Raw genomic sequence first — 26,678 nt, 5'->3', positions numbered from 1 at the left:
ATTAATGAAAGTCTTATTTGATGTAAACTAACATTTTAAAATTACTGAAAGTTAATTGCTAAAGGTTCATTTGCATACTTACTTTTACCCCTTCCTTTTTATTAAATAAAAAAGCCTCCATTCGGAGGCTTTCAATATTGATTAGTAACGAAATCATTCAATAACAACTCTTCTTGTTAGTGTAGAAGCATTATCACTGATTCTAACAAAGTAAATACCTTTTTTGTAATTTGATATATCTATAAATCTTTCTGACTGCCTAGAGTGCTCAAAAGAATCAGTATATAAAGTCTTACCATTGACACTTATCAACTGAATAGTTACTGTGCCTTTAAATGTGTTGTAGATACTTACATTTAAATTATCAGTAGCAGGTACAGGGAACATATTCACACTTGATCCTTTAGACTCTAAGGTGGAAGTAACAATTGATAGACCATCACAGTCTTCATCTATGTCATTATCCGGGATATCTTCTGCGTCTGGATTTATATTGGCATTTAAATCATCACAGTCTTCAATATAATTGAAGCCATCTAAATCCTCATCTTCTAAGAAGGAAAATGAGTTTCTAGCTGTAAAATAAGGAATCCCATTGCTATAAGCTATTCCCTGTATTTCATATGTTCCTCCAGATACAACAAAACTAAGTTCATTAATGGATGGTGAACTATTTGATTCAATAGAAACAACTTTTTCACTATTTGCAAAAATAAATGAACTATCATAATTAGATCTTAAATTAATGCTCAGACTTATTCCTATTTCAGTTATAGAACGTTCTATGGAATTCAATACAGGTGAGAGAGCTACTTCTGGTGGCGTGAAACTATCTAGTTCATCAATGTGAGCAGACCATACACCTCTTCCGTGAGTGGCGATTACAACTTGGCCATCCCTTATACTTAAATCCCAGATAGTTACTGATGGGAATTGATCTACAAGTGCCCAATTTGCTCCTCCATCAACTGTTTCAAATAATCCGATCTCTGTTCCAGCCCAAATAACGTCTTCGTCATAAGGCATTGCTTGAACAGCAAATACTGCTACATCAGGAAATCCAACACTTGTACTTCCTGCACTAAATCCACTAATATCTTCCCATGTTTCTCCCAGATTAGTAGTTTTCAAAATCTTCGGTGAATTTGCTACGGAAAATACCACAAAAGCTGTGCTATCCTGGGTTGGGTGCGAATACAAACCTGTAGCCAAACCAATGTTGTCAAAATTAGGTACAGCTTCAAATGATTCGCCACCATCTGTAGAAACGAAAATATTTCCAGTATTTGTCATTCTACCACCTGCCCATACTATGCGTGGATCTGCCTTGGAGACTTCTACATCTATTCCACTCCAGAATCCCCAACCTTCAACAATAGGAATTTCTTTCCAGCTACGTCCAAAATCCACACTCTTATATACACCTGAAGACTCAACTGTGAAAATTACATCAGGATCTTGATATGCAGCTGACAATCTTGATACAAAAGGTCCATTTCCACCTAAACCTGCCTGTGCATTATAGCTTGTCTGCCAGTTATCCTCGGTTCCAAAAAATCCATTGAATTGTGAACCACCTACCATCTTACCTGGAATGGTATAATGTGTTACAGCTTCAAATCCATCACCTCCAATTACGAATAGATAAGGACTAGTACTTGAAGCTGTTTCACCAACTGGAGTTAACCATGTACCATTATCCTGAGCACCACCCCAGTACCTATCTTCACCAGCTACTTTATCAGCACCATAAAATTGCATAGTATTATAGCCAGAACTAGACCATATCCAGTCACCTTCGACAGTTCCGGGGTCTACAGCTGGTTTTGTAATATAAATTCCTCCATCATTACCGTTTAGTATACTGAATTCCTGGTTGGATTCGTCTGTAATTAATGGAATCATCCAATGATGATCAACGTGAACTCCTTCTACTCTTCCTAATGACAGAAAGACGAATTCGAAAGTATTTTTACCATCATACTCTCCTCTTCCATCTGAAACAGTAGTTAATTGTGAAGGGTAAACTTCGAAGCTTTCAAATGCGATGGTAACTTTTGAATCATCAAATAATTCAGGTGTCCAATTCTCTCCATTAACTAAAAAGGGCCAGAAAAAATACATTTGATTAAACACATGACCGCCATCAACAGCGATGTCTGTGCTAGCATTATTTGGATCATAATCAACATCATTGATATAAATGTATTCTCTACTATGGGTTGAAGGGTCACCGTCAGTATTTCTGTTAATAAGCTCAAAAGTTCCATTTCTCTGTTGATCTCTGAATGATACCATTAATTGCCTATTATTGTCAACATCCCAAACTTCGAATGGTACGTCAACGTAGTCAGTGTAAGAATAATTGGCATCTGGAACACCTGAGCCCTGTCCTTCAGGTACAAGAAAACGATGTGCTTTTTGCGATTTTCCAGCTCCAAACCTAACTTCCACAGTCGTTTCATTTGCATTGGTCCCAACTTCCAAAGTACCTCCAGCTGCACTTGCAGAAAAATCTACAAGATCAAGGAATTCTGTTTCATCAGTATCTACGTTGTAGGCTGTACCAGTTGAGATATTATCTGTATCAACCTCAACCAAATATATGCCCACACCTGCTACATATACTTTGTCATCATTGAATGGGTTAACCAAAACAGCATTATCATACCAACCTTGTTCGTTTAAAAGAGATATTTGAGTGCCTTCAAATAAAGTTTCAACAAGACCCCAACTTTCACCACCATTTTCAGTAACGTACAAATCAGTGCCAGTTCCGGATGCATTACCTTCAGCTGAAGCAAATACTTTAGCCGGATCTGAGTATGAAATTCCAAGCTCTACCCTCCCCGTTCGATTCATACCAGTACTTTTTTTGTTCCATGTAAGACCAGCATCGTCAGAGCGGTAGACTGCACCACCGTCCGCCACTGTGCAATATTGTCTGTTAAAGTCAGAAGGGGCTGCAATTATTTGCTGAACAGGTGCATCTGTTTCAAAAACCTTTGTCCACGTAGTACCGCCATCTGTAGATCTCATTACAGCACCAAAAGCTTCTGCGCCACCACCTATTGCTTTATATCCTGAGGTACTGGCAATCACAATATTTTCATCTGTTGGATCTACTATGATTCTACTTACATTTTGAAATTCCGAATTCAATGTGCTAGCTAGCACATTCCATGTAGTTCCCTTGTCAGTAGTTTTATATATTCCATCGCCATTCAAGATAAACGTTCCACCAAAAACAAACCCTTCTCCAGTACCGGCATATATGACATCGGTATTGGCTTCCGACATAGCTAATGTAACTATAGCCATGTTATCTAAGTCCGGAGCAATTTCAGTCCATGATTCCCCGCTATTAGTGGTTTTCCAGATACCACCACTCACATTACCCGCAAACCATGTTGCTTGCGTTGGATCGTCAGGATCAATTAATATTGCCCTCGTACGACCAGGAACATTTGACGGTCCTCGTTCTGTGAATGTAGCATCTGCTGCTCGTGCATTAGATTTATTGGAAACATTTCTTTTTGCTTTCAATAACTCTTTAATTTTATGATTAGGTTCATACTGTGGGTATTCTAAAGGCTGATTCAAATCATCTTGCCCAGCCCTTACAGCAGAATGGTAGTATGCAAATTTTTCAGGCCCATCGTATCTAGTTTCACCTACAGTGATGGATTTTTTGACAGTTTTAATTTTTGCCTGCTTTTTTTCTTGAAAATCATTTTGAAATTCGAGGTTATTACTAATTAGAAAGCAGATTGTGCCAGCAAAAGCCAGCAATACGGAAAATTTTAACTTTTTCATTTTATGGTTTACTATTTGGAGTTGATTCTTTTTTAGAAATTACGTTATATATTTTATAATCTTTTGTTCCATCACCAGTTGGCATGCCAATTAATGGTTGAATTTTAACTTCTTCATTATTCAACCAAGAGGCGTTAATATTTTTCCCTTTGGATTCATAAATTACTTTGCTGTTTTCAACATCGTAAATAAAAAACTCAACTAGCTTCACATTGTTTTCAGTTTTATGAATATAGCAGAGTGAATATGTTTCAGAATTATTAGAGGTACATGTACCTTTTTTGCCAATTAACCTTAACGAAGCTTCTTCAAGTGTTTCGGACTCACTTTTGCTTTCATTTAGGTTTGATTGACTTTGACAGGATAGGAGTATTGAAGAAAACAATACAAGCTTCTTAAGCATCTCTTGGTTTGGTTTAAGGTGTAGAAAACCTTAAATATAATCCCTATTTCTTGAATTATAAGCAATATCAAAACTCAATTTCACAATTAACTGACAAACAACAGGTTAAAACTTCAAAGTAAATGAAGTCCCATCATTGGTATTGGAATAAAATTTAATACCACCATTATGCAACCGCATTACCTTCTTCGCAAAACTTAGCCCAATGCCAGACCCCTTTTTCTTAGTGGTAAAGAAAGGCACAAAGATTTTATCTAATTGTTCTTTTGAAATTCCAGAACCATTATCGGATATAATTATTTCAGTTTGGGTCTGCTTTTTAGAAGCCTTTACACTAATGGATGGCTCATTGGTATGCTCCACAGCCTCAATAGCATTTTTTAAAAGATTGATGATCACCTGTTCTAATAATTCACTGTCAGCTTTAATTAATAAGTTCTTTTCGCATTTCAATGCGAATTGTATATTCCTCGATTCGAAATCATTTTCCAGGAGCTTGGTAATTCTTTCAAGAGTATTTGCTAGATCAAATTCGGAGATATTGAGCTCCGGACTTTTGGTGAATTCTTTGTAGGCATTCACAAAACGCATGAGACCCTTACTGCGTAACTCAATAGTTGAAAGGCTTATCTTAAAATCATCGATATCCTCTTTACTCATTTTATGAATGGAAGTTTCTTCTAATTCCTTATTTAATGCTTCACTCAAAGAGGCTATTGGGGTGACGGAATTCATTATTTCATGAGTAAGTACGCTAATTAGTTTTTGCCAGGCTTCCAGCTCTTTCTGCTCTAGTTCAGCGTGAATGTTCTGAAGGATTAGTAAGGTAAATTCCTTTTCTTGGACGATGAATTTCTTTGAAAGAACAGACAATTCTATCAATTCATGGTCAATGATTGTTTTTATAATTTTTCGCTCACCTGACTTTAGTTCTTCAATTGCTTTATGCAAATCTGAATCAATCTTATTTAAATCATTGATGGAAATTAAACTGGGTTTTTTAAGCAATAATTTAGCCGCACGATTATATAAGTCAACTTTACCGTGGTTATCATAACTAATTAACCCCACGCCAATATTCTCATTGAGCGTTTGCAAGTATTGATAATGAGATTCCTTCTCAATTGTTACTTTATGAAACTCATCAATTACATCATCAAATACTTTATACAGGCTGTGTGTTGCATCATTGCGATTTTTAAATGTATTCGAAAAACCGCCTTGCTTAATATTTAGCAGGAAGAGCGATAGGTTTCTGCTTGTTTTCTCGACATAATATATAAGGCTAATAACTATGGATACAATTAAAATGGAAAGTACTAATGGAGTAAAAAACCATTCTTTATTGACCAACACCCAAGCCAAAAGAATACTGAACAAGAGCAAGAATAGTACTCTAACAATGATGTTAAACCGATAATTTTTAATCATAAAATTAATAGTTGATATTATACTTATCCATTTTACGATAAATCGTAGTTCTGCCCATGCCTAACTCTTTGGCCGCTTTACTTACGTTGCCATCGTGTTTCAATAGAGCCTTTTCAATTAATTCTTTTTCTACCTCATCAATATTCAATGAATCAGTTCTTTTTACCTTATTTACACTCTTCAGAATAAAGTCATCTTTGGTAATTTCCTTCGAATCGCTCATTATAACAGCCCGCTCAATGGAGTGCATAAGTTCCCTTACATTTCCAGGCCAATCATAGTTGGAAAGATAGTTCAGTGTTGATTCTTCAAACTGAAGAGTCTTATTGTACTTTTTACTAAAAGTCTGTAAGTAGTGTTTTGAGAGTAACGCAATGTCATCGGGTCTTTCTCGCAATGCAGGTATTCTAATTTCGACAGTATTTAGACGATAAAGTAGGTCTTCACGAAATGTTTTCTCTTCTATCATCTGTGATAGCGAGCTATTAGTAGCTGATATAATGCGTGCATTGATGGATTTTGGTTGAGTACTGCCAACGGGTATAACTTGTTTGTTCTGAAGAACAGACAGTAATTTAGATTGCATAGCCATTGACAAATTCCCTATTTCATCGAGAAATAGAGTCCCGTTACCTGCTATTGAAAGTCGTCCTTCCTTGTCCGTTTTGGCATCCGTAAAGGCACCTTTTACGTGACCGAATAATTCAGATTCAAATAATGATTCAGAAATGGAACCAAGGTCAACTTTAATAAATGGCTCACCTGCTCTGTTAGATAAATTATGAATGTGCTGTGCTATTACTTCCTTACCTACACCATTTTCGCCAAGTATCAGAACGGCTGCATCGGTTGAGGCTACTTTACCGGCAATTGACAAAACCTCTGTTAACGATCTAGATTCTCCTATGATCGTATTGTGGGTTGAAGAGAATATTTTGTTAACAGACTCTTGCTTCGATTTAATGTCTTTAAGCTCCTTTTTAGACTTGCTATGTAAGTAGGCTGAGTTAACGGTGGCTATAAATTTTTCATTCTCCCAGGGTTTAACAACAAAATCATTGGCTCCATATTTCATGGCCTCAACTGCTAGTTTTATATCGCCATAAGCAGTCATCATTATCACCAGCTGGTCTGGAATGTTTTCAATGATATACTTCAACCAATAAAGACCTTCCTTACCAGTGGTAACACCGTTGGTGTAATTCATGTCTAAGATGATAACATCGAAAGCTTCGTTATTTATGAGATAGTTGAGTTGCTGCGGATTACTCTCAACGGTAATCTTTTGAAAGTAGGGCTTGAGAATTACTCTTGCAGTGTGTAGTACATCTAAGTCATCGTCTACAATTAATAAGCTACCTTCTTTATTGGTCATAAATCGAAGGTAGAATAATTATTTTAATTGTTCCGTTTCGGAACAAAAATGTGTTCCGATATGAAACACTTGAAAGTAAAATTTATTTCAATAGGCCAATTACAGCTAATATTGACGTATTTTTATTAATGGCATGTACTTAGCTAATGAATATGTATGCTAAAAAATTACATTAAAATAGCGATCCGAAATCTTTGGCGCAACAGAGTTTTCTCTGCCATTAATATAGTGGGGCTTACACTTGGCATCTCAGTCTGCCTGGTAATTTATCTCTACGTAAAAACTGAAACGAGCTATGATAGTTTTCATGAAAATTTAGAAAATACCTATCGCCTGCTCCGAATAGGCGATTTAAATGGAGAGAAGTATTTGATAGGCGTAACCTCCGGCCCTTTTGCTCATGCCCTGGCCAATGATTTTAGTCAGGATATTAAACAAACAACCAGAGCGTTTGTGGCCAGTAGTGTCATTTCTTTTGGTGAAAAGACACTCATTGAAGATAAATTGGCTTTCGCTGATTCTAACTTCTTGCAAACATTTTCTTACCCATTAAAATCGGGAGACCCGAAAACGGCATTAAGTATGCCCAACAGTATTATTTTAACTCAAGAAACCGCTAAGCGATATTTTGGGGATGAAGATCCTATCAACAAAGTCATTCGAGTTGATGATAAATTAGATTATGTGGTTACGGGAATCTTTGATGAATTGCCTTCTAAAAGTCATTTGGATTTTAATCTGGTGGGCAATTTTACGCCTTTAAGAGACCTTGGATTTATGAGCGATTGGTGGTCGAATGGATTATATACCTATGTCGTGTTAGAAGAGGGGTCCGATCGTGCCAATCTGGAAAGCCAATTTCCTGCGTTTATGGATAAGTATTTTGGCGATGACTTTACTCGCATGCAAAATAGAACAGACATTACGTTACAGCCTCTGGAAGATATTTATTTTCAACAAGAAGTTCGATACGATAATGTTCAGCATGGGGATATACAAGTGGTATATATATTTTCAGCCATTGGAATATTCATCTTCATTATAGCCTGTGTTAATTTTATGAATTTGGCCACTGCTAAGTCCATGCAACGGGCAAAAGAAGTAGGCGTGCGAAAAACATTGGGCTCATCTAAAACACAGTTATCAATCCAATTTTTTACTGAATCGATAAGCATAGCCTTAATTTCTGTTGTGCTGGCATTTACAATAACAGAAATTACCTTGCCAACCTTGAATAGTGTTTTCTCGCTTGAATTGGAGCCTGACAGAAATATGCTTCATGTTATTTCAATTGCTGTTGCATTAACTTTAGTAACAGGCATAGTATCTGGTATTTATCCTGCAATGGTACTATCAGGCTTTAAACCTGTAGAAGTACTAAAAGGGAAGGGAACATCGATAAAAGGTGGGCTTAATATTCGTAAAGCACTTGTCATACTTCAATTCGGCATATCCATCTTTCTAATCATTTTCACTTTGGTTGTTAATAAGCAGTTGCAGTTTATTACCAATGCAAATTTGGGTTTTGATAAAGATGAAGTTGTGCTGCTGGAACTCAATTACAATACCATCAATAAACATATAGATTCATTTAAAGAAGCATTAATTTCTAACGCTATTGTTAAGGATATATCCATTTCTTCGGGATATCCTGGGGGCTATCATGATACCTATGCCGTTAAAGTGGAAGGGTTGGAGGACCAGCCCAGATTTAGAACTCTTTTTGCCGATGAGAACTTTATTACAACCTATGGTTTGAACATAGTAGCCGGACGAAACTTTTCAAAAGATAGACCTTCGGATTTTACCGATGCCGTTATATTAAATGAGCGAGCCGTTAACGAATTAGGATGGACAAAAGAGGAAGCTATTAATAAGCGAATGTACCTTTCATTTTCTGATAGCACGTATCGTAATGTGGTTGGTGTTGTTAACGATTATTATTTTGGATCATTCAAAACCGAGATAGAGCCGCTTGTTATACAGATGTCGGATACACCAAGCTTGATGTCAATTAAGTTGGCCTCTGGATCTAACATACGTGAAGCTAATAATTTGATAGAAGCAGAGTGGGGTAAATACGTTCCATTTGAGCCCAATTATAATTACCTGGATGATACATTAGATCAGCTTTATGAAAATGAGCAATTGCAAAGTAGGTTATTTAATTTCTTCGCCATCATTTCTATTTTCATCGCCAGCTTAGGAATTTTTGGCTTGGCCTCTTACTCAGCAACTAAGAGAAGAAAAGAAGTGGCCGTTCGGAAAGTGATGGGTGCTACAGTATTTGGCATATCGGGTTTGCTTGCCAAAGAATATCTCAAATTGGTGATAATTGCCAACCTCATAGCCTGGCCGGTGAGCTACACATTATCTAACTGGTGGCTGGCAGATTTCGTTAACCGAATCGATTTAGGAATAGGGTTTTTCATTGTCGGGATGATTTTAGCCCTTTTTATAGCTCTTATGTCGGTATTCTTTCAATCGTATACTGCGGCAAAAACTAATCCAGCTTCTATATTAAAAGAAGAGTAAATACAGCATTTAATTTAGAAAAAGAGCGTACTTCGCACCATTATTCTTTGAAAGAATGCTAAGTGTGAATGAACATCTGTTGGAGCAAATTGCGGATCAGTTAGCTACCAGCGACTATGCCGTTATTGATGACTTTCTTTCTGCGAAAGAAGTGGAGGCTATATTAGCTGTTTTTGATATTCATCGTGAACATGGGCGTTTTAAACAGGCTGCTATTGGTGATTCTGATAACCAGGAAATTAATAAATCTGTGAGAAAGGATTTAATTAAGTGGATTGATGAAGACAATGCCAGACCGGCAGTGCAAGAATTTCTAGAGAAAATTGATGAAGTAAAAAACTACCTAAATAGAACCTGCTTCTTAGGAATCAAAGAATATGAAGCTCATTTTACCATTTATCCTCCCGGAGCGTTTTACAAGCGCCATTTAGATCAGTTTACTACGAGTGATCATCGTAAAATTTCATTTATCTGTTATTTGAACCAGGATTGGCAACCAGAACATGGAGGCGAACTACGTCTCTATCTACCAGATGGTGATATCGATGTTGCGCCTATTGCAGGCCGATTAGCTTGTTTTAGAAGTGATGTGGTAGAACATGAAGTCCTGTTAAGCCATGCTCATCGTTATAGCCTCACAGGCTGGATGCTGGATCAGTATATTGAATTGAGTTTTTTGGGGTAGTTGTTCCTTGATGACCAAATGTGCTTTAAAAGCAACTTTTAGGCTGTTTAATAGCCAAGTTTTTTTAATTCAGTTTTGACATCAAAAACAGTTTTAAAAGCAGCCTTAGTTGATTCGCCCTCTCGGAAATCACAGTCACAACCAGAAAAATGATTGAAAAGTTTTTGGTCGTACTCCAGCAGGCCTTTTTCGGTGTCAGGGTTGTCATATATGAATGTATAATATTGATGACCCATATGCTCATAACTACGTGTCCAATACCTACATAATACACCTAGTTCTCTTGGAGTATCATTATCAGCGTTTACGTAAAAAATGGATATTATTTCAGGTAGCCCGGCATCTTCATAAATAGGTTCCAACTCAATTCGTTTAAAGCTATCTTTTGATACTGGTAAGTAGATATATCCAAATATTGTATTAAAACCTTGGTTTGCATCTGGTTGGTCATATCCATAAAACGCGATAATTGCCTTGGAATCTTTAGACCATTCAGTTGATTCAATTATTGAATGTGCAAGTTTAAGAGTGTCAGGAATAGTTCTTTCCACAAACTGTTCTGGTGATTCATTGGGCATTCTATCAATAGTTTGACTACATCCAAAAATATTTATCGTGGTATAAATAATAGTTAAGAGATATTTCATATTGTACATTAAATTGCTTAAAACAATTCTAATATAAACACCTGTATTTGCTATATCTTATTATTATTCTTCCACCTTCAAATCACTAGCCGTATTGGGGTTGCTTAGCAACTCTTTAAACACCTCCCAACGTTTTTCAGGGTTGTCAGCCGTTCCACCATTCGCCTCCACATAGGTGGCAACGATATCTTTTCCTAAGTTGTAATTAATCACATAGCTTCTATACTGGTCGAAAAATCCTGTGCGCTGTAATGCTCTTTCTGGTGTATTCAGTGAATATTTTTCCAACCATTTGGCAGCTTCTTCCCTGGTAAATTCTCCATTCAAATACTTGCGTGCGGCTTCGTTACCAGCATAATTTAATTTCCCTTTAATCTCTAAAATTTGATAATACAAATCTGCTTTGGAGCTATCAAGCCCCGCAATTGGAAATAACACTTCTTTTTCATAATCCACACGTTCTTCTCCGGGAAAGGCCACATCTATTCCATAATTGGCGCTGCCTTCTGCTATTAGCGACTGTGGCGAGAATAACGGATACACTGAGAATTCTTTCCAACCCTTGTCTACTACCAAATTCTTTTCGAGCAGTGCATTAAACACATGATGCCCCGGATAGCCCTCATGGCAAGCCAAATCTATCGCCCGCTCAATGTAAATAGGATGATCGGTATTTATTTGAATCAGACTTTCATAATTGCCCTGGTAGTAGTTATAGCCCGACCAATTTTTATTGGTTACATATTCCAGTACAAAGTTTTCATTCCCTGGAAGGGAAACGTTGGCCAGCGTTCTTTTTCTTGCCTCAGCGATAGCCACTCTGAAAACAGTATCAAGCTTAGCTTTAGGGATAATAAATTTATCCGCAAACAAATTAAAACGCTCTGTTAATGTACCTTCTCCCGGCACAAGGCTATCTAATTTACTTAGCAACTGATCGAAATGTTCTTCTGTATATTGTGGAGGCTCGGCATCATAGAGTAGTTGCGCTTCTTTGTCGAAGTCGTAGGTTTTTCCGGCTATCATCTCCAGCTTGGTTTTAATGGCAGTCAGCTGTTTTGTAAACATGGCTTTTCTATTTTTTATCAACACAGAACTATCGTTTACATTAATATCAGATACAGATTGTATCAATTCTTCAGCTCGCACTATAAAATCCTGAACAGGAATACTGTCTTGCTTTTTAGCTGTCGGTTTCCATTCCTCCGGCCCGTAATAGGCGTCAACAAAATCGCTATTATATTGACCAATTTCTAACACAAGTTTCACATAGTTTTCTGCCAGATCGTCCAATGATGCTGGCTTTTGCTCATGAGTGCATGCAATAAATAGTACGGATAAAAGTGTAGAATATAGAATGTATTTCATTCGTAACAAGAGGTTTAAATATGATTACGATATTAAGAATTATTTTTGAATCACTACCAACCTCGGGCATTGGCTTCCTTCATCACCTGTAGCCAGGCTTCTTTATCAGTGCCATCGTAATTTCTTAAACCTAGTGTAGATAAATACTCCACTAGCGCTGGATCATCTCCATAGTACTCTTTCCATTCGTTAATTTGTTCTGGTGATTGATCATGCAGCCAATTGATGACTAAAAAACTTATATTGTCTCTATAAACATCCCACGCAGCAAACATCTGATCATAGAACTCGGCCTGTTGGGCCTCACTACTCTTACAAAACTCTTCACCCGACTGATAGCCAATTTCAGTGATCCATATATCATCATTGGGGAAGAAAGATACCATTCTTTCAAAATCGTCAAATACAGATTCAGGGTCTTGAACCTCAAAACTTGCATTCTGTGGATAATAATTGAGCATAATCACATCGCTGAACTGATTGATGTTAACGATTTTATTCTGTTCGGCTCCAAACAGGCCGCCTGCAACAGTAGTTTTTACTCCTACTTTAATGCTCGGATAATTGGCAGAAATATGATTTTTAGCAGCTTGATAAAATGCAGTATAAGCACTCCAGTCTGCCGCACCATTTAATACGAGATCCACTTCATTCCCGACACTAATGCTATGAATTTCTACATTGTCGGGCACTTCATTTACAAACCAGTCAACCATATTATTAAATGCCTGAGCAAACTCAGGTGAATCAGGCGCTGTGCTTTCTAAATATGCAGGCACCTCCCATTGCACGGTGTTTATCACAGCCAGACTAAATGAAACCTTAATATCATTTGCACCATAAAACGAGGTGGCTTGCAGGATACCAAACGGATCTTGATAAACACCTTCTGCTGTTTCAATGGCATTCCAAGGGATATTTAATTCTAGCACCTCAATACCGGCCTTTTGTGCTTCAGCAAACGAAGCTTCAAATCCAAAAACACTATTAGACATGTTAATACCAAACTCTCTATTTCCTTTTTCTATAGGCTCAACTGAGTCTGGGATAGTAGTTTCTGTGCTATTATCGTCATCACAGGCGAGTAAGCTAATCAGCAATAGCAAAAATGTGCAGGTCAGATTTTTCATTGTCCGTAACGTAAGTACATCTTGATAGGTATGATTCTAAAACGAGTTTATATGGCTGTAAGGAAGTTAATAAACACTTTCGCTAAAACCAAAATTGGTAGACCACCTATATCTTTACCAAATTGAAAAATTGCACTTATACCAAAGCAATCCAGTTTGAAGAGAAAACGAATTCCAATAGGGATGTCATTAAAGTTGATAGTCTTATTTTTTCATATAAATCATTGCATCTGACACTCAGACTGTACTCAGAGGGGATGATCTATGTAAATTAAATGTTCTTTGCAGGAAAAGTAGCGTAAAACGATTGTAAGAATCTAACTCACAATCTTCCTCATTGTGCTTAGCTATTGCTAGAAAGTGTTTTTTCTTTATTCGCTTGCATCAAAAATTGGTTTACCAGTTCTCTTTGAATGTTCTTCTGCTAATTTATTATAGAAATCCTCTGGTGATAAATTATTCTGACTCATTAGTTCTTCAACTCTTTTTATTCTTTCTTTATTTATCTGCTCATAATTTTGTTTAAAGAGCTGCAAATAACCTTTGTTCGTTAAATCATCTTTGAGTCTGTCAATTTCTATGAGGCCTAATGAATCAGTCTGCGTTTTTACCTCAACAAAATGATCAGATATATCGGTAATGTAAATTTGAGTCCCAGAGAGTAACTTAAATCCAATTCCACCTTGGACCACCGAGTCTGAATAATTTGTCAATATGTATTGGTCTAAATTTAAAATTATTGTGTCTCCAATATTTGGATTAAATAGTTGCTCAGAAGTCCAGTTTTTTGTTCTAGGTTGCTTCCATGAGTTATAGTAAATCCTCATGTATTGGTCATATAATTCTTCATCAGTAGTTCGTTGATTGCAAGCCCCAATAAATATTAGTGCTATTATGAGTAGTTGTCTCATTTGGATATTTTTAGTGCACTTTGTCACCCATATGATAAGTTAAGCATCGAGAGTTTGATATTTTCTATTGAACTAACAAGAATTTATCTAAAACTCCCTACGACCCACACCCTTCGCACTCAATACTTTGATCCATCGGCTTGGTGCCGTTTAGCTTCATTTTAAGATTATGGATTTTATCTTTGATCTCCATATCTGCGAACATATCGCCAGTGAGTTTTCCTTCTAATTCTGTGATTTCTGCTTGAACCTCTTCTAATGTCATGGCTAAAAATTTTAAGTAGTAGTTGAAAAAGTGAATATAAAAAATTGACACTATCAGAACCGAAGAATTACTGGAATAATTTCAATAGGATTAAATCAATTTTCTGTTTGTCACAATGAGCTTGTCGAAATGCAGACAAACTTTTAGTAAAAAGACTTCGAGAGGCTCAGTCTGACAAACTCTAAGTTATTCCAGAAACAACGATCGATCGATATTTGGAATTACTTCCAGCGCATTTTTATAATAAATTTTCCGAAGTACTTCATCACTTAAATCCAGCCCATACATCCGCCAAAAGGCATGGTAGCGCTTGTAGTAAGGAAAGTATTCATCAGCCGTTTCCAACACGCGGAAATAAGTATAATACTCTTCCGGGTTCCATGAGTCTTTTCCAAACATTACTCGATCCTGATACTTCGTTAAAAATTCTTTGGCCATTCTTGGTTGTCTACCCAACTCGGCAATTACAGCTCCTATTTCAGAATACATGTTTGGGTATTTGTCCATCAGCTCGCCCAACTTGGCAAGATCATTTCCATACCAGCCCAGATGTGCATTTATAAATTTGGTATTCGGGTGTTTCTTAAATATATCGTGCTGCTCGGCAATAATGGTTTCCCATGGAGCAGGATTATCATCTGCTCTTTTTCTGCCAGGCCTTACTTTTAATTCCAACCATCGCTCATTGTTCTCATCATGTTTATCCCAAAAAGGTTTAGGGTCTGCTGCATGGATCAATACCGGTATTCCTAATTCGCCACATTTGGCCCAAACCGGGTCAATTCTTGGGTCATTGATGCTAATTCGTTTGCCATCTACTTCTGCCATGGTCTGACTTTTATATATTTTCAGACCATTGGCGCCTAACTTTACGTCATTTTCTATTTGTTTTACAGTGTTTTCTGTCCAATTAGGTTCGTTAATTGTACCAATACTGATGTTGGTGAAAATGATAAACCGTTCTGGGGCATTTTCATTCACATTATCTAAACAGCCTTTCAAATGTTCATCACTACCCCTTCCTCTTCCGCTAAGGTTCACCATCACAGCCATATTTAACTTATCCATTTCTTCTACCAACTCATTTAAATCTTGAGTAGGCATAGAAAACTGATGGTTATGCACATCTATAAACGGAAACTTGGCTTTTTTAACTTCGTGTTCAGGTACCACCAATGTGCTGGGCGGGTCGTATTTTTCCCAGTCCATTATTAGGTTATCAGTATCAGATTCCTGCGCTCTTGAGCATAATACAAGGATAGAAAATAGCGTTGTTATTGGTAATATTTTATGCATCATGCACTATGTTTTAATCAATAAAACTTTACTAACGACTAATATCTGCCAAGGTTTTTAATAATACCGCACTTCATCGTTATATTTGGTGCCATTCAAACGAATCTAAACCACATGAGAATTATAGCCATTCTTTTTATTTGTCTTCCTACCTTTTTGGCTGCACAAAGTGCTGAGGAAGTGCTTAAGTCAGCCGATGCAAAAATTGCAAATAATAAGTTTAAGGAGGCAGTAGCAGAGCTTTCTGCATTTCTTAATTCGAATGCCAATAACAAAGAAGTTCTAAACAAAAGAGGCTATGCAAAAAATCAACTGGGTGATTTCTATGGCGCCATTGGCGATTACAATTTTGCGTTAGAATTGGACTCTACCTATTCAGATGCATTGAATAACCGGGGTGAAGCAAAATTTAACTTAGGCGATGATTATGGTGCTATTGAAGACTTTGATAAAGCGATAAAGCATGATCCAAAATCAGCGGAAGCGTATAATAACCGTGGCTTTGCCAAATACAATATTGAAGATTTGCAAGGCGCGTATTTTGATTTCTCTAAAGCCATTGAATTAGACCCAAAGGATGCTGACAAATATTTTAACCGAGCGGTAATAAAGGCAGAGCTGGAAGAGTATATCAGTGCAATCGATGATTATAATAAAGCTATAGAGCTAGATGGTAGCAGTGCCGATTCTTACAATTTCAGAGGTGTGGCAAAGTATGGTATCGGGCAGATAGATGAGGCCATTAAAGATTATGATAAGGCCATTTCTATGGAAGCTAAAGATCCTGTAATGTATGAAAACAGGGCATTGGCGAAAACAGATAAAGAAGATTTTGAAGGCGCTCTGGCCGATTACACTAAATCCATAGAATTATATTCTGAAGATCCGGACACTTACAATTTGAGAGGGGTTATCTATTACAACCTGGAAGATTATGACAATGCAATTGCTGATTATGACAAGGCGATAGAGTTAGATCCTTATAATCCAGTGTATTACGACAACCGAGCCCTGGCAAAAGCCGCCAAAGAAGATTACAAAGGCGCAGTGAAAGACTACTCCTTTTCTATCGAGTTATATCCTCAAGACCCTGAAACATTTCATCAACGCGGCTTAGCCAAAATTAATATGGGCGATAACTACGATGGCTGCCTTGATTTAAACACGGCTGTTGAACTTGGCTCAGAGGAGGCGAAAGACTCAATAAAAGAATTATGTAAATAGGATTTGCTCTATTTCATTCGCGTTCATAAATCTGCATTTCACTCTGAAAACTTAACCATTCACTCGTTTTAGGGCTAACACTATCCATTCATTCAAGTTTTAAGGTCAAACATTAAACTTTAAAATCATGAAAAATAGAATGTTAGTAAACTCGAAATTTTTACGTCTATTGTTCGGCTTAACTTTGTTTGCGATGGTTGCCACATCGTGCGATGATGACGATGACAATGGTAATTCCAATGTCACCAATCCAACCCTAACGCAAGCAGCTACTGATGCCGGCTTAACTACTTTAAACGAAGCGGTAACAGCTGCAGGTCTTGTGTCAGACTTGGAAAGCGCTGCTGAGATAACAGTATTTGCTCCAAACAATACTGCTTTCTCTAATTTATTATCTGCACTAAACGTAGATAACCTTGACCAATTGGTAACAGAAATTGGTGGAATTGAAAACTTAGAGGTTGTTCTAGGCTATCATGTTGTGCCGGCAGTTGCTTTTGCTAACGACCTGGCCGATGGTGAGCAGGAACTAACTACATTGAGTGGACAAAGCCTTACCGTTACTAAATCTGCGGCTGGCGTTTCTGTAACTGATGCAGCGGGTAATACATTTGATGTAGTTACTGCTGATGTAGCTATTGATAATGGTGTTGTTCATGTTATTGATGGTGTGTTATTGCCAACATTAACATTACCTACTGTAGTGCAAGCAGCCACTGACGCAGGTCTTTCTACTTTATTAGATGCTGTAACTGCTGCCGATTTGGGAGATGCATTAACCGGTGCTGAAGCAATTACTGTTTTTGGACCAACTAACGATTCTTTTGCTCAGCTTTTAGCGGAATATGGAGTGTCAGACTTAAATGGCTTAATTGATCGTTTAGGTGCTGCAACAGTTTCTGCTGTATTGCAATATCACGTTGTTCCATCAGTCGCTTTTTCACACGACCTATCAGATGGTATGATGTTGGAAACCTTGCAAGGTGAAATGCTAACTGTAAATGTTGATGGTGCGAACGTGTCGCTTACAGACCAAGACGGATTGACTTACAATGTTACTGCCGCAGATGTAGCCATCGTAAATGGTGTGGTGCACGTAATTGATGGAGTTGTACTTCCAATTGACAGACCTACAGTAGTAACTGCAGCAACTGATGCTGGGCTAACTACACTTTTAGATGCAGTTACAGCAGCAGCTTTAGGTGATGCTTTGCTAGGAGCTGATGCCATTACAGTATTTGCACCAACAAATGATGCTTTTGCTGACCTATTGGCTGCACAGTCAGTAACTACATTAGAAGAGTTGATTGATAAGCTTGGTGCAGAAGCCGTTACAGACGTGTTAGAATTTCACGTTGTGCCAGCGGTAGCATATTCTGGTGATTTAACAGATGGAGCTATGTTCGAAACGTTAGATGGCGAAATGTTAACAGTAAATGTGAGTGGTACTGATGTAACAGTGACAGATGTAAATGGTAACACATTTAATGTAACTACTGCCGATGTAACCATAGAAAATGGCGTAGTGCACGTAATTGATGGAGTTCTATTACCAACACTTTAATAATTCATATTGTAATGTAAGTAGGGGTTAGTTGGTAACCCCTACTTTAACTAAATTTAAGATGATGTTTACCCACCGCCTGAGATATTTATTTATACTGCTTCTCTCAGTGTATTCATTCCTGAATATATTATTTACGGAGGGCAATAAGCTTTTTGGCTTTTCTATTTCAAACGTCACTTTTTTTGCAGTAATACTTGTGCTTGTTGCTTTTATATGGGAAGGTAATCGCCTTGTAGAAAAGTATTTAATTCAGCCCGTTCTAAGTAAAAAAGTACATCCGCTCATCATTTTCTTCTTATTAAGTGTGGTTTATGTGGCGATATTATCACTTGCATCAACATTTATTTTGAGTAGGGTTTTTTCAGATACTACACACCAAATACTCACATTTAAGTTAACCTTAGGGTTTACATTCAGAGTGAATTTATTTCTACACTGCATTAATGCGATTTACTTTTTCATAAATCAATACAACACTACGCAGCTACTGGCAGAAAAATTAAAGAAGGAAAGTGCAGAAGCACAATTTGCCGCCCTTAGAAATCAGGTAAACCCGCATTTCTTATTTAATAGTTTCAATGTACTCTCCACATTAGTTTACAAAGATGCTGACACAGCTTCCAAGTTCATAGATCAGTTAAGCGAGGTGTATAGGTATTTGCTTCAAAATCAGCAGAATAAGGTGGTTAGTCTACGCGATGAGCTCAAATTTTTACAGTCGTATATCTTTTTACAAAAAATACGATTTCAAGATAACCTAGACATTACCATTAAGCTTGATGATACAATTCTTGATACCTACGTAGCACCTGCTACACTTCAATTGCTCATTGAAAATGCGATAAAACATAATGTGGTATCCAAGTCAAACCCATTACAGGTGGTGATAAAAAATCAAAATAATTTCATTGTTGTAGAAAACAGTTTAAATCTCAAATCGGTTAAAGAAGAGTCTACACAAATAGGGTTGAAAAATATAAGAAGTAGATACAACTATTTGTGTGGTGATGATGCCATTATTACAAATTCTAATGGCGTTTTTACAGTTAAAATTCCGATAATTCCTGAGTTATGAATGTATTAATTGTAGAAGATGAACCGCTGGCAGCCGAGCGATTGGAATCTCTTTTACAAGATTATGATTCCTCCATTCGCATTTTATCTGTCATTGATACAGTGGACGAAGCGGCACCATTCATTGATAAACACAGGGAAGATCTGGATTTAGTCTTTCTGGATATTCAGCTAGCCGATGGAAAAAGCTTCGAAATCTTTAACAAGATAAGCTATAACAAGCCTGTTGTTTTCACCACTGCCTACGATGAATACGCCATCAATGCCTTCAAATTAAATAGCATTGACTATCTACTAAAACCCATTAAGTATGAGCAGCTAGAAGCTGCATTGAACAAATATCATGAGCTAAATAAAAACTCCACTTCTGAAAATCCAACATTAGATGCTGAATTCATAAAGGAGCTTTTGGGAAGCGCCAAGGCATTTAAAAAGCGGTTTTTGGTTAAGTATGGGAGTAAGATTATGTTCAAGAATACAACAGAAGCTGCGGTATTTTCTGCTGAAGATAAAATTTGCCATTTACATTCGTACGAGGCAGGTAGAAAATATGTGATTGATCATACTCTTGAAGAGCTTGACACCCAGTTGTTAAATCCGGAGCAGTTTTTTAGAATTAACAGGCAATACATTCTCAACCTTGATGCTATTAAAGAATTAAACACTAAAGATCAGAAACTTGAAATACAGCTTAATTTTCCTTTCAAGGAGAAGCTGCAGGTAAGCAGAAGTAAAGTATCTGATTTCAAATCATGGATAGACAGATAAACACCATTATGCATAAAAAACTCATCGCTGTTCTTGCTATTATTTTTTCATGTGCTATTTCTGAAACATTGGCACAGTCGCCCAATTATGATTCGTTAAAACAGGAGATACTTTCAATCAGAACTGATGTGGATCACATCGTTTTGAACTTAGAAACGGCCAAAAGTAAATTCCAGCGCGGAATATTTGTAGCTACATTAGGCTATTCCATTACTATTGCCGGAGGCTTAATGCTGGGCCGCGAGAATGATGAACTCGGACAAGCGCTTTTAGTTGCAGGCGGAGCAACTGGAGGAATAGGTACCTATATGTTGGTAGATGCCTTTAAGTATCTGGGAAGAGTGAGAAATAGGAAGAGGTAACTACTTTGTTACTTCTACCCCTTTCCAAAACGCCACATGCCCTTTAATAGGTTTGGCCATTTCACTAACTTCAGGATAGTACCACGCAGCATCTTCGTTTTTATCGCCATTGACTTCTAAAGTATAGTAAGAAGCAGTGCCTTTCCATGGACACACAGTGTTTGTGTCAGAAGCTTTAAAGTATTCTTTTTTGATGGTGTTGGGCGGAAAATAATGATTCCCTTCAATAACTACGGTATCGTCACTTTCAGCGATTACCTCGCCATTCCAAATAGCTTTCATATCAAGTTGTTTTTATTACGCTTTTAATAACAGGCAACTTAACGAAAAGATTTGTCCCAATTCTGACAGTTGAGTAACTTTCCAGTGGTCAAAAATCAACAACATCATGTATAAAGTCGCATTTATCCTTCATGGGAAGAGTCTCAGAAAAAAGCGATTCTATAAACAGTTACAACAAGCCCGGCAAGAGTTACGAAATATTGAATTTAATGTGGTAGAAACCTCGCAACAGGGGCATGCTACTTCTTTGGCTTCAGAGTTTATCACAGACGGCTTCACACATATTATTGCAGTAGGGGGTGATGGCACATTACACGAAGCTATTAATGGCATCATTAAAAATTACACCTCTGAAGTGGTGTTAGGTTTACTCCCTTTTGGTACCGCGAATGACTTTATAAAATCATTGTCAACCCCAACAAACCTGGCGGATTTATTCGAGGCCATTAGTAAAGACAAACACCAATTGTTAGATATTGGTAAAATTGAACATGAAGGAGGGGTTAAGTACTTTTTGAATATTGCAGATATAGGAATAGGTGCCGAAGTGGTGAAAAGAGTGAACAGCTCCAGCAAATGGTTTGGTTCTAACTTTACCTTTTTCACAGCGATTATCAGAACATTTTTTACGTATAAAAATGTATCGGTCAACTGTAAGGCAGATGACTGGGAGTATGAAGGAAAAGTGAACTCTATAGTAGCTGCTAATGGAAAATACTTTGGTAGCGGTTTGTGTATAGCCCCAAACGCAGATCCATCAGACGGCTCCTTCTCTGTTGTAATATCAGGAGACATAAGCATATCCGACTATCTTAAGAATGTGAACAAAATAAAAAAAGCACAGATCTTAGATCACCCACAAGTTCAATACAAAACTGCTAAGCAACTGGAATTAACTTCTAATGAAACGTGTGGCATTGAGGCAGATGGTGAATATATTGGGCAATTGCCTGCCACCATTTCGATTGATGAACGAAAAATTAAGTTTTTAGTAATGTAAAAACACCCATCGAGCGTTCACCTTTTACCACTACCGACTTCCAGGGTTCTATAAACTGAAGTCCTCGCTTGGTAAATGTATTTTCTATGTCACTTTCTGGGAGTAGATAGGTAAAGCCATTGCTTTGCTTAGATTGAATACCTACATCAGTAGCCATACGAATAAATAGTATTCCTTCATTTTTTAGCAGTAACACGAGCTTATCCAGCATTTGATGAAAGTGCTTTTCATCCTTGGCAAAGTGCATAACTGCTGTACATATAATTGCATCAAAATACTGCTCTGGTAGTTCTAAATCTTCAATGCTGGAATTTAAAAGATTCTCTGAAGGAATATTCTTGTGTGACATCCGCGCCATTTTAATGGCCATAAGATTTGTATCGCAACCATAAATATTGAGTCCACGATTTTCAAAATAGGTTAAATTTCTTCCTTCACCACAGCCTGCATCTAAGAGGTTGCTACAGTTTTCGAATCTGCCTTTTAGTATCTGATCGAGCAGATAGATGTCAATATTGCCAAATTGCTTATTTAAGTCCTGAATCATTCAGTGCTTTTTTAAACTGTTTTTTGCCATGTTCCAGTACTTGTTCCGCTCTATGAAACTCGAACGTTCCGCATGTATCGCGAGAAATTTTAACGACCATTTCAGGCTTACTTTCTTCAATGATATAGTCAGATATTCTATCCTGCATTAAATCCACTGAATAGGTAATCAGGTCGAAATAGCTTAGCCTTTTATTCTTTTTCTTCTCTGGGAAGAAACTATTCCATTTTTCAAGCAAATCAGCCAGTGCACTACCTTTTTTAGGCTCTGGCTTCTTCATAGTATTTTTAATATTGGCATTTACATCGCTGATTACCAGAATGTCGCCTTTTTTTCTTTTTACATGCTTTACCGGTAATGGATTGATGACACCACCATCAACAAGTTCAATATCATCTATTAGGCTCGGTTTAAGTACAGACGGAACTGCCGCAGAGGCCCTTAAAGCTTGATAAAGGGAACCCTTTTTAAACACAACTTCTTTTTTATTAACAATGTCTGTGGCTATAACAGAAAGAGGTATTCCTAAATCCTCGATATTTTGCTCTTCAATGAATTTCTTCATTTCATTAAATACTTTTTCGCCTCTTACAAAGCCCTGGGTACTCAATGTGAAATCGAGTAGCTTGAAAACATCAAACCGATCCAGATTACAAATCCATTCTTTATATTCTTTTAACTTACCTGCTGCATATACTCCGCCAACAACAGCTCCCATTGAACTGCCGGAGATGGAAGTAATTTCAAATCCTTCTTCTAAAAGTCCTTCTATTACGCCAATATGAGCCACACCGCGCGCACCACCGCTAGAAAGTACTAGCGCTACTGATTTACCCATGAGTTTTGATTAATTTTAACACCTATGAATGCAAAAGTTAAAGAAAAGTTTCAATCCTTAGAATATCAAAAAGAATATCTTTTAGTAATGACTGCTGATGTGTCTGAGGCTCAGGCCAATAAAAAGTTTGACGAAGGGCAATGGTCGTTGGCTCAAACGCTATTCCATTTATACTTGGTAGAGCAAAAAACATTTGAAGATATTTCTAAACGAATAAAGAATAATCAGAAAGCAGAAAATGTCGGTATAAAAGAAAAGTTTCGGCACAGCCTGTTGAAACTTTTCCTTAAACTTCCAATAAAATACAAGGCACCTAGAACAGTTAGTGAGCCTATTCCTGAAGTGGTAAATTTAGAAGAATTAAAATCGGACTGGGCAAATCTTCGAGAATCATTTCGTTTACTGTTAAGCATTCAAACAGACAGCCAGTTGGAACTAAAGCTATTCAAACATCCTAGAGTAGGATATCTCAACCTGATTCAAACAATAGAATTTATCAAAGCGCACCATAAGCACCATTTGGCTCAGATAAAACGCCTTTTGTCAAACATTCAGGCGTAAACTACGGTTGATAAACCTAATTAACTGGCTTATTCACTATTTTCGCTGACTAAATTGTTAATCATGAGATATTTGTTGCTAGGCTTTATTTGCATTGTTAATGTCGCATTAGGTCAAAAAAATTTACAAACACCATCAGAATTTTTAGGATATGAATTGGGGTCTAGATTTACCCGACACCATCGTGTGGTGGAATATTTTAAGCATGTGGCAGATGTAAAGGAAAATGTGCTTTATAAAACCTACGGAGAAACGTATGAGCATCGGCCGCTTACATATGCAATTATCAGTAGCACTGAAAACATTAAAAACATTGAAGAAATAAGGTTAAACAACCTTCGAAGGACTCAACTGGTTAAAGGTAATGTTACTGAAGATGACATTACGATCGTTTGGCTGAGTTATAATATACACGGTAACGAAGCTTCTTCCATTGAAGCCTCTATGAAAACCATGTATGCTCTTGCTGATGCGAATAATAAAAGCACGCAAGAATGGCTTAAAAATACGGTTGTAATTATCGATCCTTGCGTCAATCCTGATGGTAGAGATCGCTATGCGAATTTCTATAACCAATATGGCAACAAAAACTTTAATCCTAATGGAGACGACATTGAGCACCATGAAGTATGGCCGGGGGGCAGACCGAACCACTACTTATTTGATCTGAACAGAGATTGGGCCTGGCAAACACAAACGGAATCGGCAAGTAGGTCTAAGATTTACCATGAGTGGATGCCGCATGTGCATGTAGATTACCATGAGCAATTTGTAAATAATCCCTATTATTTTGCCCCTGCAGCGGAACCTTTTCATGAAGTGATTACTTCCTGGCAACGTGAGTTTCAATCTCAAATTGGTAAGAATCACGCTAAGTACTTTGATAAAGAAAACTGGCTTTATTTTACCAGAGAAAACTTCGACCTTTTATATCCTAGTTATGGAGATACCTACCCAACCTACAATGGAGCCATTGGCATGACTTACGAACAAGCCGGCCATGGGTACGCTGGCCTGGGGATTATCACAGAATATGGGGATACGCTCACACTCAAGGATAGAATTGAACGCCATTATACAACAGGAATATCAACCGTAGAAATAGCATCGAAAAATGCAGCTAAACTAAGTGAAGAATTTAAGGCCTACTTCAGTAAAAATGTTACTTCTCCAATCGGCACGTATAAATCGTTTGTAGTTAAAAATAACAATCAGGATAAGCTTGATGCATTGAGCAAGTTTTTAGATAAGCACATGATTCAATATGGGTCAGTCAGTTCCTCCAAGAGTCTGAAAGGGTATAGTTATTTAACTCGGAACACGAAAAGTTTTACAGTCTCTGGCAATGATTTAGTAATCAACACGAATCAGCCAGCGTCTCGACTGATCAAAGCTTTATTTGAGCCGGAAACTAAGCTTTCAGATACGTTAACTTATGACATTACCGCCTGGTCGTTACCATATGCGTATGGTCTGGATGCTTATGCACTAACCGAAAATCTCTCGAACTCTAATGAATTCAAGAAGGAGACAGTTTCTGAAATAGAGGCAGAATCTCCATATGCCTACATTGCCAAATACAATGCTTTGGAAGACGTTAAATGGCTTGGCTACTTGCTTAAAAAGGACGTTAATGTTCGTCTGGCTCATGAACCATTTACAATCAACGGTGATTCATTCGAGAGAGGGAGCTTGGTAATTACCCAGCGGAATAATGAACATATTAAAGGAGGCTTAGATAATCTGATTAAAGAATCAGTAAAAAAATATGAGGCTAACGTAATTGCTGTACAGACGGGTTTTTCTGACAGCGGAGTGGATTTAGGCTCCTCGAAAATAGCCAAACTGAACAAGCCTGAAATTGCTGTAATTACTGGTCCACAAACCTCATCATTAAGTTACGGTGAGATTTGGCACTTTTTCGAACAACAAATCAATTATCCAATTACATCAATTAGCACGGACTATTTTTCAAGAATAGATTTAGATGATTACAATGTACTGATAGTTCCGAACGGGTTCTACAGCATGTTTGATGATAATTTGGTTAAAAGTATAGGAGAATGGGTTTCTGGTGGCGGACGGCTTATTCTTATTGGAAATGCGATATCGTCATTCAAAGAAAAATCGGGTTTTGCAGTGAAGGAATACCTGGATAGTGATGACAAGAAAAAGAAAAAAGAACCAACTGAGGAAGAACTTCTTAGAACTTATACTGAACTAGAACGTGATAATTTGAGCAGTTCAATATTTGGTGCAATTTTTAAAATTGAGTTAGACAATACGCACCCTTTGGCGTATGGTTATTCCAAAAATTACTACTCCCTAAAAACATCATCAACTCGCTGGAGCTATTTAGAAGATGGCTCAAATGTGGGCGTCATAAAAGAAGATAGTAAACCTGTGAGTGGTTTTGCGGGGTCTAAGGCTGTATCCAAACTTGATAAAAGCCTTGTTTTTGGTGTACAATCAAAGGGCAGAGGTGAAGTAGTTTATTTGGTAGATAACCCTTTATTCCGCGGATTTTGGGAGAACGGGAAACTGCTGTTTTCCAATGCTGTGTTTATGGTGGGGAATTAATAAAAAAGCCCCG

General features: G+C 37.3%; 23 protein-coding genes. 10 read left to right on the top strand and 13 right to left on the bottom strand.

The genetic code is table 11. The features are described from left to right. Positions 1–153: 153 nt before the first annotated feature. The 4 genes from JR347_RS02625 to JR347_RS02610 form a co-directional block, all read right to left on the bottom strand. On the bottom strand, positions 154–3,816 hold the full coding sequence (locus tag JR347_RS02625; protein WP_205722502.1) for a VPS10 domain-containing protein: 3,663 nt from the start codon (positions 3,814–3,816) through the stop codon (positions 154–156). A 1-nt stretch (position 3,817) separates the two neighbouring features. Beyond that, positions 3,818–4,219, bottom strand: a complete 402-nt coding sequence (locus JR347_RS02620; protein ID WP_205722501.1) for a hypothetical protein — start codon at positions 4,217–4,219, stop codon at positions 3,818–3,820. 105 nt (positions 4,220–4,324) lie between these two features. Further along, entirely contained in the window at positions 4,325–5,650 is a 1,326-nt protein-coding gene (locus tag JR347_RS02615; RefSeq protein ID WP_205722500.1) for a sensor histidine kinase, read from the bottom strand. Between the two features lie 4 nt (positions 5,651–5,654). Further along, positions 5,655–7,025, bottom strand: coding sequence for a sigma-54-dependent transcriptional regulator (locus tag JR347_RS02610; protein ID WP_205722499.1), 1,371 nt, complete (start codon positions 7,023–7,025; stop codon positions 5,655–5,657). Positions 7,026–7,181: 156 nt separating this feature from the next. Here JR347_RS02610 and JR347_RS02605 point away from each other — a divergent pair, with 156 nt between their 5' ends. Both JR347_RS02605 and JR347_RS02600 read left to right on the top strand, forming a co-directional pair. Next, positions 7,182–9,560, top strand: coding sequence for an ABC transporter permease (locus JR347_RS02605; protein WP_205722498.1), 2,379 nt, complete (start codon positions 7,182–7,184; stop codon positions 9,558–9,560). Between the two features lie 55 nt (positions 9,561–9,615). Then, on the top strand, positions 9,616–10,245 hold the full coding sequence (locus JR347_RS02600) for a 2OG-Fe(II) oxygenase (RefSeq protein WP_205722497.1): 630 nt from the start codon (positions 9,616–9,618) through the stop codon (positions 10,243–10,245). 47 nt (positions 10,246–10,292) lie between these two features. Here the strand turns inward: JR347_RS02600 and JR347_RS02595 are convergent, their stop codons facing one another. The 6 genes from JR347_RS02595 to JR347_RS02570 form a co-directional block, all read right to left on the bottom strand. Then, positions 10,293–10,892: a hypothetical protein gene (locus JR347_RS02595; RefSeq protein ID WP_205722496.1), complete on the bottom strand. Its 600-nt coding sequence runs from the start codon at positions 10,890–10,892 to the stop codon at positions 10,293–10,295. A 63-nt stretch (positions 10,893–10,955) separates the two neighbouring features. Then, a complete protein-coding gene (locus JR347_RS02590; RefSeq protein WP_235689737.1) occupies positions 10,956–12,260 on the bottom strand; it encodes a hypothetical protein in 1,305 nt (434 codons plus the stop codon). A gap of 53 nt (positions 12,261–12,313) precedes the next feature. Further along, positions 12,314–13,390: a hypothetical protein gene (locus JR347_RS02585; protein WP_205722495.1), complete on the bottom strand. Its 1,077-nt coding sequence runs from the start codon at positions 13,388–13,390 to the stop codon at positions 12,314–12,316. A 371-nt stretch (positions 13,391–13,761) separates the two neighbouring features. After that, positions 13,762–14,301 carry a hypothetical protein gene (locus JR347_RS02580; RefSeq protein ID WP_205722494.1) on the bottom strand — a complete coding sequence of 180 codons (540 nt, stop codon included), beginning with the start codon at positions 14,299–14,301 and terminating at the stop codon, positions 13,762–13,764. Positions 14,302–14,398: 97 nt separating this feature from the next. Further along, positions 14,399–14,566 carry a hypothetical protein gene (locus JR347_RS02575; RefSeq protein ID WP_205722493.1) on the bottom strand — a complete coding sequence of 56 codons (168 nt, stop codon included), beginning with the start codon at positions 14,564–14,566 and terminating at the stop codon, positions 14,399–14,401. A gap of 186 nt (positions 14,567–14,752) precedes the next feature. Next, on the bottom strand, positions 14,753–15,865 hold the full coding sequence (locus tag JR347_RS02570; RefSeq protein WP_394369440.1) for an amidohydrolase family protein: 1,113 nt from the start codon (positions 15,863–15,865) through the stop codon (positions 14,753–14,755). Between the two features lie 111 nt (positions 15,866–15,976). Between JR347_RS02570 and JR347_RS02565 the strand changes: the two genes are divergently transcribed. The 5 genes from JR347_RS02565 (at position 15,977) to JR347_RS02545 (ending at position 20,857) form a co-directional block, all read left to right on the top strand. Continuing rightward, on the top strand, positions 15,977–17,086 hold the full coding sequence (locus tag JR347_RS02565) for a tetratricopeptide repeat protein (RefSeq protein WP_205722492.1): 1,110 nt from the start codon (positions 15,977–15,979) through the stop codon (positions 17,084–17,086). 127 nt (positions 17,087–17,213) lie between these two features. Beyond that, positions 17,214–18,650 (top strand): fasciclin domain-containing protein, encoded by a 1,437-nt coding sequence (locus JR347_RS02560; RefSeq protein ID WP_235689736.1) that lies wholly within the window; start codon positions 17,214–17,216, stop codon positions 18,648–18,650. Between the two features lie 61 nt (positions 18,651–18,711). Further along, complete coding sequence (locus tag JR347_RS02555; protein ID WP_205722491.1) at positions 18,712–19,728, top strand: sensor histidine kinase; 1,017 nt, start codon at positions 18,712–18,714, stop codon at positions 19,726–19,728. Next, positions 19,725–20,495 (top strand): LytR/AlgR family response regulator transcription factor, encoded by a 771-nt coding sequence (locus JR347_RS02550; protein ID WP_205722490.1) that lies wholly within the window; start codon positions 19,725–19,727, stop codon positions 20,493–20,495. Before JR347_RS02555 ends, JR347_RS02550 begins: the two co-directional genes overlap by 4 nt. Continuing rightward, on the top strand, positions 20,480–20,857 hold the full coding sequence (locus tag JR347_RS02545) for a hypothetical protein (protein WP_205722489.1): 378 nt from the start codon (positions 20,480–20,482) through the stop codon (positions 20,855–20,857). Before JR347_RS02550 ends, JR347_RS02545 begins: the two co-directional genes overlap by 16 nt. Here JR347_RS02545 and JR347_RS02540 read toward each other — a convergent pair whose 3' ends face one another. Continuing rightward, positions 20,858–21,139 (bottom strand): DUF427 domain-containing protein, encoded by a 282-nt coding sequence (locus tag JR347_RS02540; protein WP_205722488.1) that lies wholly within the window; start codon positions 21,137–21,139, stop codon positions 20,858–20,860. A gap of 106 nt (positions 21,140–21,245) precedes the next feature. Here JR347_RS02540 and JR347_RS02535 point away from each other — a divergent pair, with 106 nt between their 5' ends. Then, a complete protein-coding gene (locus JR347_RS02535) occupies positions 21,246–22,139 on the top strand; it encodes a diacylglycerol/lipid kinase family protein (RefSeq protein WP_205722487.1) in 894 nt (297 codons plus the stop codon). Here the strand turns inward: JR347_RS02535 and JR347_RS02530 are convergent. Further along, the gene (locus JR347_RS02530) at positions 22,120–22,686 is read right to left on the bottom strand and encodes a class I SAM-dependent methyltransferase (protein WP_205722486.1); all 567 of its coding nucleotides are present in this window, start codon (positions 22,684–22,686) and stop codon (positions 22,120–22,122) included. The genes JR347_RS02535 and JR347_RS02530 overlap by 20 nt on opposite strands. Beyond that, positions 22,667–23,524 carry a patatin-like phospholipase family protein gene (locus JR347_RS02525; protein ID WP_205722485.1) on the bottom strand — a complete coding sequence of 286 codons (858 nt, stop codon included), beginning with the start codon at positions 23,522–23,524 and terminating at the stop codon, positions 22,667–22,669. The genes JR347_RS02530 and JR347_RS02525 overlap by 20 nt, the downstream gene beginning before the upstream one ends. 24 nt (positions 23,525–23,548) lie before the next feature. On the opposite strand from JR347_RS02525, the gene JR347_RS02520 reads away from it, so the two are divergent. Together JR347_RS02520 and JR347_RS02515 are read left to right on the top strand one after the other, a co-directional pair. Beyond that, positions 23,549–24,085: a DinB family protein gene (locus JR347_RS02520; protein WP_205722484.1), complete on the top strand. Its 537-nt coding sequence runs from the start codon at positions 23,549–23,551 to the stop codon at positions 24,083–24,085. 63 nt (positions 24,086–24,148) lie between these two features. Beyond that, positions 24,149–26,665, top strand: coding sequence for a M14 family metallopeptidase (locus JR347_RS02515; protein ID WP_205722483.1), 2,517 nt, complete (start codon positions 24,149–24,151; stop codon positions 26,663–26,665). Positions 26,666–26,678: the final 13 nt, after the last annotated feature.

This window comes from Fulvivirga lutea (genome assembly GCF_017068455.1).
GTDB lineage: Bacteria > Bacteroidota > Bacteroidia > Cytophagales > Cyclobacteriaceae > Fulvivirga > Fulvivirga lutea.
The sequence above is the reverse complement of the archived record's forward strand: the minus strand, read 5'-3'. Positions and strand labels throughout refer to the sequence as shown.